A 19,000-nucleotide genomic window follows, 5' to 3' on the forward strand; every position below is an offset into this window, starting at 1 on the left:
CCCGGTTTTAGAGGCGCAACTTCTCGCTCTCAGGGGAGAGTCCGTGGTCAATTTGTTCTCACCAGTAGAAAACTAGCCCGGATACTTCGAGTTCTTTGGTTGCAAGATTCCGACGGAATCTTGGGGAGTGAGTTCGCAGGGTGCCATTGAGGTGTCGGAGTCAGACAGCAAAATGTTTGAAGATGCGCGAGAAGGGTTCGTCTTGAAATGTAGAGTGGTCAGCAAGGACGCGGTGAAGTTGCGCTGGGCCAAAGACAGCGGCATTCCGCAGCACCGTAATGGGATTCAACTTGCCCAGGTCTTTCTCGCTGCATCGGATTCTCTTTCGCTCTGAAGCATTTAGGATTTCGGACGTGCTGCCGCTGACGATATGAATTCGCAGCTTCGGCCACTCCCGGACAAGAGCGGGGAGCAGTCTTGGCAACAGATAGACCCCAACTGCATGGGACGCACCGATGTTCAGTTCGACACCCTCCTGCACTCCAAACGGGGCGAGGGCGGCGATTGCATCGCTCGACAACGTTTCGATCTGGCGGACAAAGGGAAGAAGAGTCTTTCCGGCTGGGGTGAGCGTTGCGTTTCGTCCAACCCTATCGAAGAGTGCGATCCCCAATCCCTCTTCAAGACTTCGTACTTGTGAGGTCACGGCAGGCTGGGAGAGGTGCAGCTCCTCCGCAGCCTTGCTGAAGTTGAGTGTGTCCGCGACGACCCGGAACACATGGAGTTTGAAGTTCTCGATCATGGCTGGACGCCTGTCTGGAAGTTGAGCGTTGAGATTGCGAAGTTGTACTGGGACCTCGCATTGGCATTGCCGATCGCTGCTTCCGTTTGCTGCAACTCTGCCTGGCTCAACTCCACAATGGAGCTGAGGCCAAGATCGTATCGGGTCTTGGCCAGATCAAGCGCGGTATTTGCCTGTTTCAGCAACTCCGCCGTCACGGTTACCCGCTGCATTGCTGTGTTTGCGTTGAGCCACGCTGTACGGACATCACGGACAACCTGGTCTCGCAACGCACGGGTCTGCTCGGTCGCGGCCTTCGATTGGAGCGCGGCTTCAGAGGCCTGTGCCGTGAGTCGAAAGCCATTGAAGATCGGGATGCTTACGTTCCCGCCCACCGCACCATACCAGTTTGTAGTGAAATATTGCGAAGAGCCTACAGGCGTTCCGCCAACTGCTCCGAGAGCACTAATAGTTGGGAACAACTGTTCGTGCTGTGCCTTACTGAACTTCTCGGCGGCCTGTTCGCTATATTTCAACGATTGAAGATCGGGCCTATTTTGGATGGCCTGAGCTATGAGCGCATCCGAATCGGGAGGAACTGCGGGGAGAGAGCCCGAATCATCAACAAGCTGGAAGTTCATCTCCTTGTCGTAGCCAAGTACCGCGCTGAACGCAGCTTTAGCAGCATCAAGATTGTTTTGCGCATCCAGTTGCAGGAGCTTCGCCTGGGACAAATTAACTTGAGCGAAGCTCTCGTCCAGGTCTGACTTCAGCTTTGCCTTCGTGAGCGCACTCACTTGATCCGTAAGCGCCTGTCTAGCATTGACGGTCTGGGTGGCAACCTTTAGTGTCTCCTGCGCCTCGATGACCGCAAAGAAGACCTGATCAGTAGCGAGGACTATATCAAGACGGCTTGCCTCAGCATCCGCCAACCTGGCCTTCTCTTGCAGTTTTGCGGAGGCCACCAAATTCCGGGTGTGTCCGAAGTCGGTGATGAGCTGGCTGACTTGGACTCCCATCCCAGCGTGTTCAAGCAGCCGCGATGCTGTTAGTGAACCGCTGGAGATGCGGCTTCCGTCGTTCGCCTCTACCGCAGTCAAGTTTCCGTTTAAGTTGGGAAGCTCATCGGCTCGGCGTTCTCTCACGGCCTGATGTTGAACTCGGGCGATTAACTGAGTGATGCGGATGCGAGGATTATTGGCCAGGGCGAGCTTTTCAGCCTCTTGCCGGGTAAAAGGTGTCGGGATTCCTTCCGCCCCGGCAGGTGATGGAGAGTTCGTGACTGATCGTGCCTGTGCCGACGCGACAAGGAACGATTGCGTCATCGGTGCATTTGGAAGTGATGTCGAGGCCCTCTGTGCAAGCAGCCCCGGAGCCCCCAGAATCAATGAAAGGAGTGCGGCATAGATGATTGGATTCGCTTGCATGGCTAAACCTCCCCTGCTACGTCGCTATGCTCTTCATTTCGGTGGATGAGCAGATAAGCAGTGGGCACTAGAAATACAGTGACAAGGCCCGATACCGACAATCCTCCGAGAATGGCGCGTGCCAGTGGTGCATATTGCTCACTTCCAGGTTCGAGCGCTAGCGCCATCGGGATGAGACCAAGAATCGTGGCCATGGTCGTCATAAGAATTGGACGCAATCGCACTTTGCAGGCCTCCGATAGAGCCTGTTTCAGGACCATCCCTTCATGCCGCAACGTTCCGACGAACTCAACAATCAAAATGCTGTCTGACACTGCGATACCCGTCATCATGACCACACCCATCAGCGACATGACATTGAGGGTCGTACCTGTGAGCAAAAGGAAGATCAATACTCCCGACAGACCGGGCGGGACAGCCAGCAGAATGATGAACGGGTCAGAGAAAGACGCGAATTGAGCCATCAGGATGAGGTACACCAGCACCACGGCAAGAATGAGGCCGATTCCGAAACTGGAGAAAGAGTTATCCATATCGCGGACTGAGCCACGGATCTTAACCGTTACGCCGTGCGGCTTCTGAATCCGACCGACGATTGACTCGACCTCTTTGTTGACTTCGCTTAGGTCCTCCTTCTTCGGCATGACATAGATGTCGAACTCGCGGCGTAGTTGGTAATGGTCCACCTCCGTAGGTGTATTGATCTGCTTGATGTCGGCAACTGATTGGAGTGGTGTAGTGTTAGCGCCTTCCGGGGACCGGAGAGGAATCTGCTTGAAATCGGTCATCGTTTTGATCAGGTTCTCGGGGTACTGAACCGTCAACATGTAGCTATTGCCGGTCTTCGGATCGACCCAGAAGCTCGGGGAGATGACGCCGTTCGAGGTGAGTGCCGTGATGACGTTGTCGACGACATTCTTGGGTGACACACCGAGTAGAGCCGCCTGGACGCGGTTGATGTTCAGCTCCAGCCCTGGATAGTCCAGATCCTGTGGAATCAGCACGTCGTTGACCGAGCCCAGCTTCTTCAGCTTGGCTGCTGTCGCCTGGGCGATGTCGTAGGCTTGCTGCAGATCGTTGCCGCCGATCTGAATATCGATTGGGGCGGGTTTCCCCTGATTGACCACCGAATCCACAAGACCGCCCACCTGAAAGTAGGTCGCTACATCGGGAAAGTCCTCGTTGAGCTTTTCGCGGACCTTCTGCATATAGGCATAGCTGCCAGTCTTGTGTTCCTCCTTCAAACTAACTTGAATGAATGCCGTATGCATTCCGGAGTTCGAGGTGTAAATGGCGGAAAGGTCGGGTGTGATGCCGATATTGGAAACGATCATGTTGAGGTCTTCCGGCGAAACCACACTCCGAATGTCCTGCTCCATCTTCGCAATGTAGTCGTCTGTCACCTCGATTCTGGTTCCCGCCGGAACCTTGACGTTGACGACGAATTGGCCGGGATCGGTGCGAGGAAAGAACGCTTTGCCAAGGAATGGATAGAGAGCAAAACTGCACACTACAAACAGGCTGAAGACAACGACGACAAGCACAGGACGATTCAGGCAGATGGCAATTGCTTTTTCGTACTGCGTCTGAAGTTTATGGAATCCCAGGTTGAATTTGTCGATGATGACGCGGAAGAAGTTGACCTTAATCTTTTTGGGGGTATGCGAGTCGAGGTCTTCCTCAATCGCTGCCGCACCATGATGAAGATGAGCTGGATCGACCGTGATGAACTTCGCGCAGAAAAGGGGCACGACAGTCATTGCGACGACATAAGACGCGAAGAGAGCAAGTACAACTGCGCGGGCAAGTGCAGTGAAGAGATACTTGCTTACACCGACGAGCAAGATGACGGGAAAGAAAACAATACAGGTGCTGAACGTGGCCGCAAGAACAGCAAGCTGTACCTCTTTGCCTCCCTTGACTGCGGCCTCCGCTGGTGCCTCGCCCATCTCCATATGACGGAAGATGTTTTCAAGGACCACGACGGAGTTGTCGATGAGACGAGACAGCGCGAGGGCCAACCCTCCCAGAACCATCGTGTTAATCGAGCTGCCTCCAAGGTTTAGTCCTAGAAATGTAGCCAGACACGAGATCGGGATGGAGATGAGTACAGCGACAGTCGCGCGAACGTTGCCCAGAAAGAGCAGAATCATCAACGCTGTCAGGCAGAGCCCAATCGTTCCTTCGTTTATGACATTCTTGACCGCGATCTTCACAAAGACTGACTGATCGAAGACGACGTCTGTCTTCAATACGGAAGGAATATCCAGCAGGTTTTCGACTGCCTTCTTGACGCCATTCACGATGGTGATCGTGTTGGAATTGCCGCCTTGTTTAAGGACAGGGATGTACACGGAGTGCTGACCGTCTACTCGAACGATGTTGGTCTGGAGCTGTCCACCATCCTTTACCTGACCAATATCAGCGACCATGACCGAGGCATTACCTACAGTCTTGAGCGGTAGGTCGTTAATCTGATCCACGACAGGAACCTGGCTGTTGGCATAGATGTTGTAGTCTTTCATCCCAATGCGAACGTCACCTGCGGGAAGAATCAAGTTGGACTTGTTGAGAGAGTCCACTACGTCTGTAACGCTCATCTGGTGGGCTTCGAGCTTCACGGGATCGACGTACACCATGATCTGGCGATAGCGTCCGCCATAGGGTTGCGGGACCGATGCTCCCGGGACATTGGCGACTTGGTTACGGACTGTGAACTGGGCGAGATCCTTGAGCTGCGTTTCGTTGAGCCCTTCACCTTTTAAGGTGATGAGGCAGACAGGCAAATTGGCGGCATCGAACTTTAGAACAACGGGCGGCAGAGTTCCGGGAGGCAGACGACGAAGGTTCGCCATCGCAAGATTCGAGATATTGCTTACTGCTGCATTCGCGTCGGTTCCGGGCTGAAAATAAATCTTAATAAGGCTGACGCCGGGCAGAGAGCGGGATTCGATATGGTCGATTCCACTGCCCAGGGTGAAGAATCGTTCATAGCTATTCGTGATGTCGGATTCAATCTGTTGAGGTGGCATACCCGCGTAAAACGTCGCGACGACGACAACGGGGATATTGACCTCTGGAAAGAGGTCTACCGGCATGCTAGTTACAGTAGTGATGCCGACCACCATCACGAAAAGACACATCATTAGGACGAAGAAGGGATACTTGATGGCGAAGGATGACATTACTGGTTGTCCCCCTGCTTCGGCATCGAGATAGTACTAAGTTGCGGACGCACGACCTGACCGGGCTGGTAGTTCGTTTGTCCGGAAACGATGACTGACTGATGTTCGGAGAGTCCTTGTGTGATCTCGATCCTGTCGGGGCTTTGAATCCCAAGAGTGACCGGCACCTTCTGCACCGTGTTGTGTGTATCGACGATCAGCACCGATGCCCGGCCGTCACCCTTGAGCACGGCCCCGGCGGGAACGGTAAGAACGTTCTTTTGCGCTTGCAGGACGATGGTGGTCTGAGCCGTCATTCCTGTGCTGAGAGTCAGATCGGGGTTGGGAACATCGACCTCGGCCAGCATCGTCCGGGTTGATGTAGAGAGTTCGCGTGTGAAGCGAATGATCTTCCCTGTAAAGGTCTTCCCCGTCGCCTGCAGCTTAATCGAGACATCCCCACCTATCTTGATGAAGGGAACATCTTCCTCGGGCACCGGCATTCTCAGACGGAGAAGGTCGCTCTGCGCTACCTTTACCACCGGCATCGACTGCGTGTTCGACGCGGTTCCGGCCTGGATGAGCGAGCCAACATCGGCGTAACGCATGGTGATGACGCCGGTGAACGGTGCGGTCACCACGGAGTAGTCCTTGAGAGATTGAACGCGCTGATTGTCGGCCTGCGAAACCCCCAATTGCTCTTTGGTAGCTTCGAGGGCCGACTTGGCGACGTTGATCTTGGCCTGAGCGTCCAGATCCCTGGCCCGCGAATCATCGAGCTCCTGCTCTGCAACCAGGCCTGGTCTTTGCTTCGATGCTTCGGACAATCGGGTATATGCTGCGTGGACCGCAGCATAGTTCGCCTCGGTAAGTGCGACGCCACTTTGTGCGCGCGCAATCTCAGACTGACTGTGCCGCACCTCAGCCTGCGATCCTGCTACCTGAGCAGTCAGTTCAGGGACTTCGAGTGTAGCAATGACCTGCCCATTCCTGACCCGATCTCCAATATCAACATTGATACGCCGAATATAGCCAGAGACCTTCGCGTGGAGTTCCACCTCCTGGTACGGCTGGAACTCGCCAGCGACAGTCAGCGTGCTCGAAAGATCTCCACGCACCACAGGAGCTATCGAAGCTGTAGCAACGGGCGCAGAATCCGCCTGCTTTTCGCTACAGCCAATAGAGACAAAACATGGAAGCGCCATGAGAAGCGCACCCCTCAAAACGATCGAAGCAGATCGCATGGACATGGTGAAGGCACCTATCGCAATACAGGAAAATATATGGGGTCAACAAACCCTTCGAAGGAGCACGACCTAGCGAGTTGCGAAGGTCCGACTATCTATTTGAAGGGAACTGTCTAATTGCAGAAGAGGGATGCAGGTGGGGGGCGGAACGAGAAAAAGCTCGAATGACAGGATCGCTGCGCGATCAAATCATGCTCTGTCGTCACTCGTACCCAGGTAGATACGAGGAGTCGCAGACTAAAGATGAAAGCGACAAAGACAATCGCTGGGTAATAGTTAGGGGTCTTTTGAACCGGAGCTGCAGGGAGTAGTTGACCGTCGACCTTTGCAGTCGACGGTCGTTCTTCCTGTGACAAAAGTTTCGCCGCAGGAATTATGGTTGACGGACTACCGGGCGGGTCATAAAGCGAGAGTTTGTATCCAATACCCCAACCGAATACGGTGAACGCTAAAAATAGAACTGCGAACCCTGTGACAACGGATACGCGTCGATTGGGAGAAATTATCCGCATGGATCAGAGTCACTCATCGCAGATCAGTCTGTCCGGTGGGATTCAGACTAGATCAACTTAGAGTATCAGGGTATGTCACAGATTTCACAAAAGCAAATTTTCTTATGGAAGATAACCTGAGCCCCACTCATATCGTTCGGGATTTGATTGGTCGGACGGACGGTTGTATCTCCGCCTCCGAGCCGGGCCAGAAGGAACGGGGCTCCGCATCCTTGTTTTTTTGGCAGGACGGGCGCGAGAAATGGAGCCCGCCACCAGGCAGGCTCCTACAGACAAAATCCGAGACTAGGCAGCTTTCGCTTTCTGTGTAGCCTTAGGTGGGCTTTAGTTACAGGTCTCTTCGCCGTCGGTGCCTTCGTTTTGGCTGCAAACTCCTGTTTGACTTTGAGCGCGATAGCATCGGTGTCCACCTTGAATGCCGTGGCTGCGTGTATCAGCGGCATCCAGCACCAGGTCGTGCGCAACGATCAGCGCATGCTCTGCGTCGACGGCGGTCTGCACGTTGTAAGCCGATAAAACCTGTTGCCGCATCAGCATGAAGCTGACTTCCGGTTCACTATGTTGTTTGAGCTCCTCTAGTGCAGCCTGTACGGCGGTCGGATCTATGCTTGCTTGCCGCTCTTCGTCAGCCTTCTCCATACGCTCCAAATAGCGTTGTAAGGAGAGCCGCTCGCGGGCGCTGTCGATGCTTGCCACAGCGCGGAACTTTGATCCGTCGATAGCAATCCATTCCCCCCGAATCAACCCACAGTCACCGCCGAAGCGGTGAATCCTGCGGAACTCTGCAATCGATTTATGATCCGGATACAACCGACCTAGGAGCCACATCAACTCAACGTTGCGATGGCACTCTGCTTCCAAGCGTCTTGAGGGACGGATTTGGTTGAGATAACCGTACAGATATAACTTCAATAGATCGCGTGGGTCGTAGCCAGGCGTGAGTTCGGCATCAGCCGGGATACGCTATATCGGTATGCTCCGGTCAAAAGCGTCGGGCTGGGAAGCTTGCAAAATGAATTGTATGCAGGGAATCGGAGGAGGGAAACGATGAGTGAGTTGTAGATGCAAGCGGAGTTGGAGCGCTTACGAGCTGAAACTGCCCAGCTCAAGAGCAAAGACAAGGGCGGCCTCACTTTGAAGGTGAGCGAGAAAGGCGGGCTCTCTCTGTACGGCATGGACCGTTTTCCGGTCACGCTCTACAAAGAACAGTGGCTCCGCATCCTGGCGAGTGCGGCGGAGATCGAGGCGTTCAGCCGCGAAAACGACTCCAAGCTGAAGACGAAGGGGTAGGGCTTTGAAGAAAGGGGTCCAGACCGCAATTTGCTGTCCCTGCGGGAACGAGAAGATCCTCGCCCTGGGCCTCTGCGCGACCTGCTACACGCTGAAACGGCAGGATGCCGAGTATTTCGGCGGCTTGCGAGAGCAGGTCTTAGAGCGCGATGGATACGTCTGTAGGGTGTGCGGTGATTCCGATCCCGGAGTGCATCATCGGAAACCGGGCAAGTCTGTACTGCATCTGATGATCGCTCTCTGTGCGGGATGTCACGCAAAGGTCCACCGGACGATGGTTGTCCTTACGGAGTTTCCGCCGCTTCTGCTGGTACTGTGGCGAGAGCAGCACTCCGAAGGCCACGAACAGACGTACCTTGATTTCAAGGTTCGCAAACCACCGGCTCAGAGTGTGCCACTGAACTTTGAGCTCGCTAAGGAAGATTGAGCTATCGAGCCATGCTGTCACCATTCTGTTCCACCGTCGTTAGACGCTCCTTCTCGAAGATCCATTCATAGAGAACGGGCAGGAGCAGCAGAGTCAGCAGAGTTGAGGTGAAGAGCCCTCCGATCACCACACTCGCAAGGGGTCGCTGGACCTCGGCACCCGTAGATGTCGAGAGCGCCATGGGGATAAAACCAAAACTCGCAACACAAGCTGTCATCAGTACAGGACGGAGTCTGCGGCGTGCTCCCGCTAGCACAGCATCATAAGTTGTCTGCCCGGACTCCCGGACTTGATTGATTGAGCTGACTAGGACGACTCCGTTCAACATGGCAACTCCGAACAAAGCGATGAAACCAACTGATGCCGAGAGATTCAGGTTCATGTCGCGCAGCCAGAGTGCTGCGATGCCGCCGACGAGAGCGAATGGGATATTGCCCACTACAAGCAGCGCTTGTTTGAAGGACTTGAAGGTGAGATAGAGCAGGATATAGATAAGAAAGATGACAATCGGAATGATGATCATCAGTCGCCTGGTGGCGCGTTGTTGATTCTCGAACTGGCCGCCAAACTCAATGGAATAGCCAGCGGGCAGTTTCACCTGGTGTGCAATATTTGCCTGTACCTCTGTGACAAAGCTGCCAAGGTCGCGTCCACGCACATTGGACATGACGACCATGCGCCGCTGGCCTTCCTCGCGGTCAATCTCGACCGCCGCGCGCACCACCCGCACCTTCGCTAGCTGCGCCAGTTTGACCTGTGCGCCTCCCGGAGCGCGCAAAGTGATGTCTTGCATCGTCTGAGGATTCGCGCGGTAGGAGTCAGGCAGACGCATTGCGATGTCGTATCGTTTCTGGCCATCGATCAATTGCGATATGACTGCCCCGGAAGCGCCAGCCTCCACAGCCTGTTCTACGTCAGAGACATTCAGGCCATAGCGAGCCAACGCACCGCGATCTATGCGGATGGTGAGATCTGGCACCCCAGAGGTAAGTTGAATCTGCGCATCCGCTGCTCCGCGAACGCTGGAGACGGCGCGGAGAACCTGCTGTGAGAGCGAATCGAGCGTGCCGAAGTCATCACCGAAGATTTTGATGGCGAGGTCCGCCTTCACGCCCGAGACCGTCTCATCCACACGCATAGCCATCGGCTGCGTGAAGTTATAGCTGAGACCGGGGATCTTTGCGAGCTCCTTGTCGACGGCGTCAATCAGCTCTTCTTTGCTATGGAAGCGATGCCACTCGTCCATGGGACGCAGCAGGAGGTAGGTATCGCCTTCGTTGATGCCCATCGCTTCTGTCGCAAAGTCAGGGCGACCGATTTTTATAACCACATCTGCGATCTCTGGAAATGCTCGGAGCTTTTGTTCGATGCGCTTGCTGATTTCGACTGAGTCTGTGAGAGAGATGCCGGGCAGCTTGCGCGTCTCGACCAGAATCGAGCCTTCGTCGAGCTGCGGCATGAACTCCGTGCCAATGACGGTTAGCGACCAGAGAGCCACAACGAGGATGAGCAGTGCGACTGCCACGGTTGCTTTGCGGTAGCGGATGACGGTAGCGAGGAGACGCTGGTACCGGTCGGCAAGCCTTTCCATCCATCCTGCTGAGGTCCGTGCACTCTTCGCCGGCAGCCCCTTGCCGAACGCGAACGAGGTAAATACCGGAATGGCAACAAGCGCCAGAAGAAGAGCACCGAAGAGAGCGGAGCAGACGGTGAAGGCCATGGGCCGGAACATCCGACCTTCGAGTCCCTGCAGGAAGAAGATGGGCAGGTAAACGGCGATGATGATGACGACGCCGAAGGTCATGGGCCGGGCGACATCATGGGCAGCACGGCGAACGGCGACTACCCCGGATTCACCATCCCGACGTTCCTCAAGGCGATGGATGGAGTTTTCCATCATGACCACCGCGCCATCGACAATCATCCCAAAGTCGATCGCGCCAAGGCTCATCAGGTTCGCGCTGAATCCGAAGAGCCGCATGTTAATGAACCCGATGAGCATCGCCAACGGAATGATGGAGGCGGTGATCAATGCAGCACGCACATTGCCAAGGAAGAGGAAAAGAACGACCGTAACGAGGACGAAACCTTCAAAGAGGTTCTTCTTGACCGTTCGAATGGTGCCGTCGATTACCGTTGACTGATCGTAGAAAGGAACGATCTTGACGTCTGCGGGGAGACGCATGCCCTTGATCTTTTCCTTTACGGCGGCAATGACGCGCTTGCCATTCTCGCCCCTGAGCATGATGACCATGCCGGAAATTGTCTCGCCGTTCCGGAGTACGGCGCCCAGGCGGGGCGCAGCCCCGATACCCACCTTAGCGACATCGTTTAACAAGACCGGGACACCGCGGCTTGAAAGCAGAACGATGTTTCCGATGTCCTCGATGCTCTGCGTCCGGCCCTCGCCGCGCAAAGTGTATTGTTCATCATTGTGTTCGATATAGCCGCCGCCAAAGTTTGTGTTGTTCTCGGCGACTCGCTGCGCGACGTCCCCCAATGTCAGGCCGTACTGCGTCAGCAAGGCGGGATCGACGGTGATCTGGTACTGCTTGACCTCGCCGCCCCAATTATTGATTTCGCTTACACCTGGCACGGTACGAAGCTGCCGTTTGATCTGCCATTCCTGCAGATCCTTGAGTTCCATGGGGGTCATGGGGCCGCTGAGAGTGTACTGGTAAAGTTCGCCGAAGGCAGTTGCAGGAAGACCCAGCTGTGGCTGAATGCCTCTGGGCAACTGGGCGCTTACCTGCTGTAAGCGTTCGTTGACCATCTGTCGCGCGAAGTACATCGACACGGAATCGTCAAAAACGACCGTGATGATGGAGAGACCAAGCTTCGAGAGCGAACGAACCTCCTGCTGCTTCGGCATCCCCATCATCGCCTGCTCGATGGGATAGGTGACGAGCTGCTCCACCTCAGTCGGTGGCATGGAAGGAGCTTCTGTCACGACCGTAACCTGATTGTTGGTGAGGTCAGGAAAAGCTTCAACGGGCATGGTGTAAAGGGCATATCCACCCGCTGCAACAAGAGCGATGATAAGCATCAGCACGATCCAGCGTGCGGAGAGGGCGACGTCGATGATGCGATTCAACATGTCTAGTCTCCGATCGAGGATTTGAGAAGCTGTGACTTCGCGATAAAGCTTCCGTGGGTGATGACCTGCTCGCCTGGGTTCAGTCCTTGAAGGATGCGTACCTTGCCGTGTACGTTTTCACCGATTTGGACTGTCTGCACTCTGAACAGATCCGAAGCCAAGCGAACAAAGACAACATCCTCACCATTTACTTGCTGAAGTGCCTCCTGCGGGACAAGAACAGTGGGCATACCATCTCCCGTGATGAACTCCGCGCTCGCCAGCATCTCAGGACGAAGGCGGGTATCCGGATTTCTGACCTCGATGCGCACCTGCATCAGCCTCGTCACCGGATCGAACTCCTGACCAAGGTTCGTGATCTTTCCAGCGTAGGTCGCCTCCGGAACATCCGGCAGCGTGACGGTTACTGTCTGCCCGAGACGCAACTTGGACAGCGTCGTAGTATCGACCGAGGCCAACATCCAAAGGTGACGTAGATCCCCGATAACGAAGGCATCCGTGGAAGGCGAGATGGTCGCCCCAGGCGTGACAGCCTTCTGCAGAATCCGACCGCTTGCCGGAGCCTTGATGGGAATCAGGTCAGCATCATCTGAACTGTCGGCAGAAGCGTCAGCTCGCAGACCGAGGGTCTCTTCCAAGTGGGTCGCTTCGCGGCGCACAATATTATCCGCTTCGCGGGTCGCGCTTTGAGCGTTCACAAGTTCCTGTTTTGCCATTTCCGTTTGGGAAACCGACTCCGCCTTGAGCGTGTAGAGTCGTTGACTGCGGTCGTAATTCTTCTGCGCCAGAGCCTCGGCCGCCTGTAGGCGGGAACGTTCGGCTAAGGCGTTGGCGTAAGCCGCCCGAGCCTCGTGCACATCGTGACTGTGCATGCGTGCAAGCACCTGGCCCTTTTTCACGGAGTCGCCGAGATTGAAATAGACCTTTTCAACCCTACCCTCTGCAAGAACGCCCACGCGCCATGTTGCATTATCTGGAAGCACAATACGGCCCTTCGCGCGTTGGGTTGCGGCGGCGGTGCCTAGTTCCACAGGTGCAATCTGGACCTTCTCTTCGGACTGCACCTGAGGCGATAGAGTGACCTCATCCGCAGATCCTTTCCTCTCCGCTTTAGTACTCGTCTCGTTCTTTGCATCGCCCTGCTCTTTATGGCAGCCGCTTAGAAGGCAGCACGCAGCCACACATGTCCATGCGGCTTTCCTGGTCATTTTCATTGATCTAATCCCTCCGCATAGTTGAGTGCAGCAACACTGAGATGAAAGCCCTCGAGGGAACGCACATAGCTGAGTTCTGCGTCTACACGAGCGCGTTCCGCATCGAGCAGTCGTAGCAAGTCCAGTCCTCCAGCCTGATACGCAGCCCGGCTGATATTTGAGATCTCGATGGCTTGCCCTCGCAGTGGCTTGAATGTCTGAAGATATTGTTCCCGGCGCATCTCGAATTCCCGCTGCGCTAACGCCAGTTCGGCGGCGAGCCGATTGCGCGTCGCCTGGTAAGTCTCACGTGCAGCGTCTTCTTCCGCATGGGCCGCCGCAACCGCTCCTTGATTCCGATTGAAGAGCGGAAGATCGAACTGAACACCGGCTATTGGAGTGTCGATGCCCACATCGCGTTTATAGCCACCCGTGAAGAGCAAGTCGGGCCTGCCGTTCGCCTTCGCGAGCCGGGTCTGCGCTTCCGCTGTGGCGATGGCTTGTTGGGCAAGCTGCCCTTCGGTGCGTAGCGATGCAGCATCCGTTCCTCCTGGGACTGGCTTCGGATCTTCCAGCGTCTCGAAGTCTTCAGAGAGAACCCAGGAACTATTAGGCGCCGCGTTCATCTCCTGCGCCAGCATCAGAAGGGCCTTCTCAGAGTCGAGCCTTGCATTGGCTGCAGCAGCGCGGATCTGCTCTCCTTGCAGCCGGACACGCAGCAGGTCAACCTCTGCTATCTTTCCTTCGCGGAAACGAGCCTCGTGAAATTCGATCACCTGCCGGAAGTAGTCCGAATCTTGGCTGTACAGCGCCGCGAGAGACTGTGCGGCCTTCGCCTTCCAGTAGCTTTCGCGCACGTTCAGCACGATCTGCCGACGCGCAAGGTCGGCCTGCAGGCGGCTCTCTTCCGTCCCCTGCTGCGCGACAGCGATGCGGCCTCCCCGCCTGCCGGAAGTCTCCAGCCGCTGTTCGCCCTCCCAGTATGTTTGCGAGTTTTCTCCGAAGGGAGAGGTTTGCGTGCGAAGGTCTTCTTTACGGAAGAGAAACCGCGGATTGGGAATCAGGCCAGCCTGTGAGCGCAGCCGCTCCGATGCCGTTACCCGATTGCTCGCGGCCCGGAGTTCTGGACGGTGTTCAAGTGCGTAGCTGACTGCGTCCTGCGCTGAGAGAACGGTCTGTCCGTGACAGATCCTTGCGAACAGGAGCAATCCCGCAAACAGAGACAATAGCAACCGATTCATACGATAAGTCCTGCAAAAGATTCGCTGAGAGCCGCCGGAGAATACGGCAGCAGATGGAATAGGCGCCAACAACAAGTTCACGAAGATCGACCGGATGTGAGGAGGTGACGTTCTGTGAAATGCGCACACGTCAGAACACGACGTGCGCTAGTGGCGCAGCAGCGAGGCAGGACTAGACAGGAGGGGAACGTGGGGAGGAACGGGATCGCCGCGGCGGATCGTGACCGCTCAGGATGTTCGGCTCAAAAAATAGCTCCGATGACCGTACAGGGACAAGGGTGTAGATCGAAGTGAGCATGAAGACTGGAGTAGAGATATCGTTGATCGTCGCCGAAAACCACTGCTGAAATACAGCGTCATCGTCAGGGTCAAGACCGCGAAACTCCGGTGACTTGGAGGCCGAGAAGTGATGGTGCGGAAAATGAGTGTGGAAGAACGCGTGCGGATGGTGTTCCGTGCTCTCATGCCCATGAACGTGCAGAAACGGCGCTTGCAAGAACGTAAGCGCCAGCACCAAGTTCATCAGGATGGAAATGCAAGACCGCACACCCATATAGTAACCCCTGCCCACAGCAATCAGTTATTGATTGACCGGAAGCTGACTGCTGGGCCAAAGCCCAGCGATCACCCAGTTTATGCTTCGTGTCCGTTCGCGTGGAGAAGGGTCCCGTTGTACGACGCCACCGCAACCCTCCACTAAAACTTGATCTGCAGACCGAACTGCATCCGTCTTGGCGGCTGCGCCGCGACTGGACGTCCGTAAAAAGGCGAACTAATCACGCCAATGTATGTGGTGTCATTCTCGTGATTCAACACGTTGAAGGAGTTGACCGCCAGAGTCGCAGTTGGTCCTCCCTTTCCAGCTTTCGTCAGCAATGACGGTATGCGAGAGGTTGAGATCCAGATTGATGTATCCGGGCCCATGCAGGGTGTTTCGCGGCACACCGATCGGACGATCCAGAGGCAGACTGTCATGGTTGTCGTCGTTGCCGGTCGTGACATTAACCGGCTTCCCAGAGTAAAGCGAGAGAGCTGTCCCGAAGTCGAACCACTTACCTGCTGAGATCATCCCCAGCAGGTCGAACTTATGTCGACGGTCATTGTCAGATCTGCTCCAATCGGCGCTGGGGAGATAGCTATTCGCGGGAAAATACGTGATTCCGCTCGTGTTGTTGTAGGTCTTGCCAAGTGTGTACTGTGCCTGACCAGACAAGAATCGGGTAGGGCTTCCACGAAAACTCAACTCCAAGGCGTTGCTCTTGAGGTACCCATCCGATTGGAGTTGTCTTTGCTGGCCGACGTTTGGATTTGGTCGTGCTGCATACGTCGGCGGTGCTGGGGCATTCACGTCGACTGAACGAAATAGGTCGATCCCGCGTGTTCCGACGTAGTTAGCGGCGACCGAACTGTTTGCGGTCAACTGCCGTTCAATCCCGATACCGTACTGAATGGAATAAGGGATGATCACCCGCGGATCGAGCGTCACGACTGCTCATCTTGCGATCTGGGAAGGGAAGCCAACTGCTGCAGTCGATTTCATGATGGCATCCGGTGTTGTCTTCGCATCATCGAAAGACACAATAAGTTCTTTCTTCTCATAACGAACCGTGACACTCGCAACGCCTTGTTCCTTCATCAATGCCTTCTTGATGGTCACGGGGCAGGTCGGGCAGGTCATCCCCGGTACGGCCAAGGTCACGGACTTGGGTGCGGCCCAGAGTGGGGAAGAGACGGCAAATAGAACAGTGGCGATCGCGCCATGCAGCAGTTTCATAGGAGTCCTTTCAAAAGCAAAGAGATTAGTAGAAGAAGCGTGCGAGGTATGGAAAAGCGAATGCTACGATAGCCAACAGCGCGACTACTGAAAAGGTAAATTTCTGGATGCGGCGTGTACGTGGTGTGGAGCAGGTACCGTCTACGTCGCAATCCTTCGCTCGGCGGAAGATGTGGAAACCCGCCAGCAGTAGGGCAATCAAGGTAAACCCCAGGAACAACGGGCGGTAGGGTTCCAAGGCCGATAGGCTTCCGATCCATGCACCACTGAAACCCATCATTACGAGAATAAGTGGCCCCAGGCAGCAGGAAGATGCGAGGACGGCGGCAACACCGCCGACTGCAAGAACCCCCAAACTGCTTGTTGGTTTTGAGTTCACGCACTTCTGCTTTCACGCGCTGCCCGTTGAATGAGGCCGACAGGAGGCAGGCCGGACCGCCTTCCCGCATCGTCGGAGTACGTGCGGCAACCAAACCCGAATGTATTTATCTCCCGGGCACCGGGCTCCACGTCAATCCCATCGATTCTAATACTTGGCGAGCCCAGAAAGCCAACCTCCTGCGCCATCGCTGGATCTGTTATCTCCACTTCGTTCACAAGTATTGGGAGACCTTCGTTCCGCAGTGCCTTCCGGACCTGCTCAACTGCGGGCTCGTGGTTGGGACAGCCTTTGAAATACAGAACTTCGACCTTCACTTTGATCCTCTCTCTCGTCCCGATTCCAACTCCTGGAGAATGGGACATTGCGCACTGAAAGACCTCTGGAGGGCTGTGCTGCATTGCTCCTGAGCCTTTGCCAGCCGCTTCTCGATTTGTCGGAGCCCTGCGATTTTCTCTTTCACCTTTTTAACTTTGTCTGCAATCAGATCCCGCACGTGAGAACATCCGCCCGGTTCGCCGTCTTCGATCAGTAGTAACTCACGGATTTCCTGGAGAGAAAAACCGAGACTCTGTGCGCGACCGATGAGCTGCAACCTATCGACGGTGCTTTCGTCGTATACCCGATAACCTGCGTCAGTGCGCCGAGCCGGAGGTATAAGGCTCTGCTTCTCATAGAAACGGATCGTGTCAACACTCAGCCCTGTGCTCTGGGCGACCCTTCCAATCTGCATCGATGACAGCCTCAGAGTCAAATGCGAAAACAAATAGGCGAACAACTGGAGCGGTCGAGGAATTAGCAGCTACACCTTCAGAGCGAACCAAACCAGGCCCTTTGGAGTGCCCGGCTTGCTTTGTACCAGTGACTAAGAGACACACTGGAACGAGGAGAGCATATGGCACGAGGTAAGAGGTATCAGCCAGAGCAGGTGGTGAACCTGCTCCGTCAGATTGAAGTGGCAGTGGCGAACGGGAAGACGACAGCGCAGGCGTGCAAGGAAGCGGAAATCGTGGAGCAGACGTACTTCCGTTGGCGCAAGGAGTATGGCGGTCTGCAGGTGGATCAGGCGAAGCGGTTGAAGGAGCTTGAGCAGGAGAACGCGAAGCTGAAACGGTTGGTCGCTGAGTTGAGCCTGGACAAGCTTGTGTTGAAGGACATCGCCTCGGGAAACTTCTAAGCCCTGAACGACGGCGCAATGCGGTCAACCGTGCCTGCGAGCATGGAGTCAGTGAGCGGCATGCGTGCCTTCTGTTGGGGCAACCCAGGGGCACGCAGCGCTACCGGCCGACACAGCGTGAAGACGAGGATGCTCTGACTCGGGCCATTGTTACCCTTACCAGCCAGTATGGCCGCTATGGGTATCGCCGGATCACGGCGCTACTCCAGCGAGCCGGCTGGCAGGTCGGCAAGGACCGAGTCGAACGCATCTGGCGTCGTGAAGGGCTGAAGGTACCAAAGAAGCAGAAGGCGAGAGGGCGGTTATGGCTCAACGATGGCTCGTGTGTGCGGCTCAGGCCGACACACTCGAACCATGTCTGGAGCTACGACTTCGTGAGTGCGCGAACGCACGATGGCCGCAGTGTGCGCATCCTCAACCTGATCGACGAGCACAGCCGGGAGTGCCTGCTGATACGGGCCGAACGGCGCTGGAGTTCGGCCAAGGTCATCAGCGCTCTGGCTGACGTCATGGTCTGGAAAGGAGTTCCCGAGCACATACGTTCTGACAATGGGCCCGAGTTCGTGGCCAAAGACCTGCGCAAATGGCTGGCGAACACAGGAGCAAAGACACTGTATATCGAACCCGGCTCTCCCTGGGAGAACGGCTACTGTGAGAGCTTCAACTCGAAGCTGCGGGATGAGTTCCTCAACGGAGAGATCTTCTACTCCATCAAAGAGCTTCGCGTGCTGGCAGAACGCTGGCGCGTCCACTACAACACCGTCAGACCACACTCTTCGCTGGGATATACACCACCAGCTCCGGCGGCCCGGATGATCGCAACAAGCAAGGGGCATGGAGAAGTGGAAACCGCTACGCGCTTCCCACTTCTCCACACCCCAGACGGCGGCTATCTGAACTCAGAGATAAACGCGCTACACTAACTCCTCATTGGTACAAAACATCGGGCAAGCCAGTCTTGCATTCTGAGGGCCACAGCAAGCTCTCGGCCGAAGAAATCGCCAAAGCCGTTGCGCGCCATAAGCGCGAACACCCAAACCAGGCGGCCCGACAGACTCCGAAGCCTTCGAAAAAGACACCTCCCCGGTAGGAGGATGCCCGGAAGTCTCGTGCGGCCGGGTTTGTATGATTAGCTGCTCCCGGAAATTCTAGTATCTGGCGGATGCCCTACTTCGAGATCCACTCCGATCCAACATAGGCCCTTCAACTTGACTATTAAGTTGACGCTGCCTTTCCGTCAGTTAAGCCAAGAGCGTTCCCCGTTATGTCATCATTCTCAGGTCCACAGCCGAGCCAGCAAGTGATACAGGTTGTGACGCAGCCGCGTTGAGTAATCGTAGCGTTCCAAATG

The 19,000-nt window shown here is 55.6% G+C and carries 16 protein-coding genes and 1 pseudogene; 3 read left to right on the plus strand and 14 right to left on the minus strand.

Annotated elements, in window-relative coordinates; all coding sequences use genetic code 11:
- Nucleotides 1–160: 160 nt before the first annotated feature.
- From BDD14_RS25600 to BDD14_RS34705, 5 genes and pseudogenes are all read right to left on the minus strand, one after another.
- Complete coding sequence (locus tag BDD14_RS25600) at nt 161–742, minus strand: LysR family transcriptional regulator (protein ID WP_130422424.1); 582 nt, start codon at nt 740–742, stop codon at nt 161–163.
- Nucleotides 739–2,148, minus strand: a complete 1,410-nt coding sequence (locus BDD14_RS25605; protein ID WP_130422426.1) for a TolC family protein — start codon at nt 2,146–2,148, stop codon at nt 739–741. Before BDD14_RS25605 ends, BDD14_RS25600 begins: the two co-directional genes overlap by 4 nt.
- A 2-nt stretch (nt 2,149–2,150) precedes the next feature.
- Nucleotides 2,151–5,333: an efflux RND transporter permease subunit gene (locus BDD14_RS25610; protein WP_130422428.1), complete on the minus strand. Its 3,183-nt coding sequence runs from the start codon at nt 5,331–5,333 to the stop codon at nt 2,151–2,153.
- Complete coding sequence (locus tag BDD14_RS25615) at nt 5,333–6,562, minus strand: efflux RND transporter periplasmic adaptor subunit (RefSeq protein ID WP_130422430.1); 1,230 nt, start codon at nt 6,560–6,562, stop codon at nt 5,333–5,335. The genes BDD14_RS25610 and BDD14_RS25615 overlap by 1 nt, the downstream gene beginning before the upstream one ends.
- A 1,196-nt stretch (nt 6,563–7,758) precedes the next feature.
- Nucleotides 7,759–8,007 (minus strand): annotated as a pseudogene (locus BDD14_RS34705) (transposase); the annotation flags it as partial.
- A gap of 126 nt (nt 8,008–8,133) precedes the next feature.
- On the opposite strand from BDD14_RS34705, the gene BDD14_RS25625 reads away from it, so the two are divergent.
- Both BDD14_RS25625 and BDD14_RS25630 read left to right on the plus strand, forming a co-directional pair.
- Nucleotides 8,134–8,361, plus strand: a complete 228-nt coding sequence (locus BDD14_RS25625; RefSeq protein ID WP_207231831.1) for a hypothetical protein — start codon at nt 8,134–8,136, stop codon at nt 8,359–8,361.
- Between the two features lie 4 nt (nt 8,362–8,365).
- Nucleotides 8,366–8,788 (plus strand): HNH endonuclease, encoded by a 423-nt coding sequence (locus tag BDD14_RS25630; RefSeq protein ID WP_242618203.1) that lies wholly within the window; start codon nt 8,366–8,368, stop codon nt 8,786–8,788.
- A 1-nt stretch (nt 8,789) separates the two neighbouring features.
- Here the strand turns inward: BDD14_RS25630 and BDD14_RS25635 are convergent, their stop codons facing one another.
- The 9 genes from BDD14_RS25635 to BDD14_RS34715 form a co-directional block, all read right to left on the minus strand.
- Entirely contained in the window at nt 8,790–11,885 is a 3,096-nt protein-coding gene (locus BDD14_RS25635; RefSeq protein WP_130422432.1) for an efflux RND transporter permease subunit, read from the minus strand.
- Nucleotides 11,886–11,887: 2 nt separating this feature from the next.
- Nucleotides 11,888–13,099, minus strand: a complete 1,212-nt coding sequence (locus BDD14_RS25640; RefSeq protein WP_130422434.1) for an efflux RND transporter periplasmic adaptor subunit — start codon at nt 13,097–13,099, stop codon at nt 11,888–11,890.
- Nucleotides 13,096–14,319 carry a TolC family protein gene (locus BDD14_RS25645; protein ID WP_130422436.1) on the minus strand — a complete coding sequence of 408 codons (1,224 nt, stop codon included), beginning with the start codon at nt 14,317–14,319 and terminating at the stop codon, nt 13,096–13,098. The genes BDD14_RS25640 and BDD14_RS25645 overlap by 4 nt, the downstream gene beginning before the upstream one ends.
- Before the next feature lie 172 nt (nt 14,320–14,491).
- Nucleotides 14,492–14,872, minus strand: a complete 381-nt coding sequence (locus BDD14_RS25650) for a hypothetical protein (protein WP_130422438.1) — start codon at nt 14,870–14,872, stop codon at nt 14,492–14,494.
- A gap of 243 nt (nt 14,873–15,115) precedes the next feature.
- Complete coding sequence (locus BDD14_RS25655; protein WP_130422445.1) at nt 15,116–15,805, minus strand: outer membrane beta-barrel protein; 690 nt, start codon at nt 15,803–15,805, stop codon at nt 15,116–15,118.
- A 6-nt stretch (nt 15,806–15,811) separates the two neighbouring features.
- On the minus strand, nt 15,812–16,093 hold the full coding sequence (gene merP / locus BDD14_RS25660; protein WP_130422447.1) for a mercury resistance system periplasmic binding protein MerP: 282 nt from the start codon (nt 16,091–16,093) through the stop codon (nt 15,812–15,814).
- A gap of 25 nt (nt 16,094–16,118) precedes the next feature.
- A complete protein-coding gene (locus BDD14_RS25665; RefSeq protein WP_130422449.1) occupies nt 16,119–16,472 on the minus strand; it encodes a mercuric ion transporter MerT in 354 nt (117 codons plus the stop codon).
- A complete protein-coding gene (locus BDD14_RS34710) occupies nt 16,469–16,873 on the minus strand; it encodes a DF family (seleno)protein (protein WP_423201771.1) in 405 nt (134 codons plus the stop codon). The genes BDD14_RS25665 and BDD14_RS34710 overlap by 4 nt, the downstream gene beginning before the upstream one ends.
- Nucleotides 16,786–17,205, minus strand: coding sequence for a heavy metal-responsive transcriptional regulator (locus BDD14_RS34715; protein ID WP_130422453.1), 420 nt, complete (start codon nt 17,203–17,205; stop codon nt 16,786–16,788). The genes BDD14_RS34710 and BDD14_RS34715 overlap by 88 nt, the downstream gene beginning before the upstream one ends.
- Nucleotides 17,206–17,367: 162 nt before the next feature.
- On the opposite strand from BDD14_RS34715, the gene BDD14_RS25680 reads away from it, so the two are divergent.
- Nucleotides 17,368–18,572, plus strand: a protein-coding gene (locus tag BDD14_RS25680; RefSeq protein ID WP_130420958.1) for an IS3 family transposase whose coding sequence is annotated in 2 segments (ribosomal slippage) — nt 17,368–17,635 and nt 17,635–18,572 — 1,206 coding nt in all. Because the reading frame shifts where the segments join, the coding sequence is not laid out codon by codon here.
- The last annotated feature ends 428 nt before the right edge of the window (nt 18,573–19,000 follow it).

Source organism: Edaphobacter modestus (genome assembly GCF_004217555.1).
In the GTDB taxonomy this organism is placed as follows: domain Bacteria; phylum Acidobacteriota; class Terriglobia; order Terriglobales; family Acidobacteriaceae; genus Edaphobacter; species Edaphobacter modestus.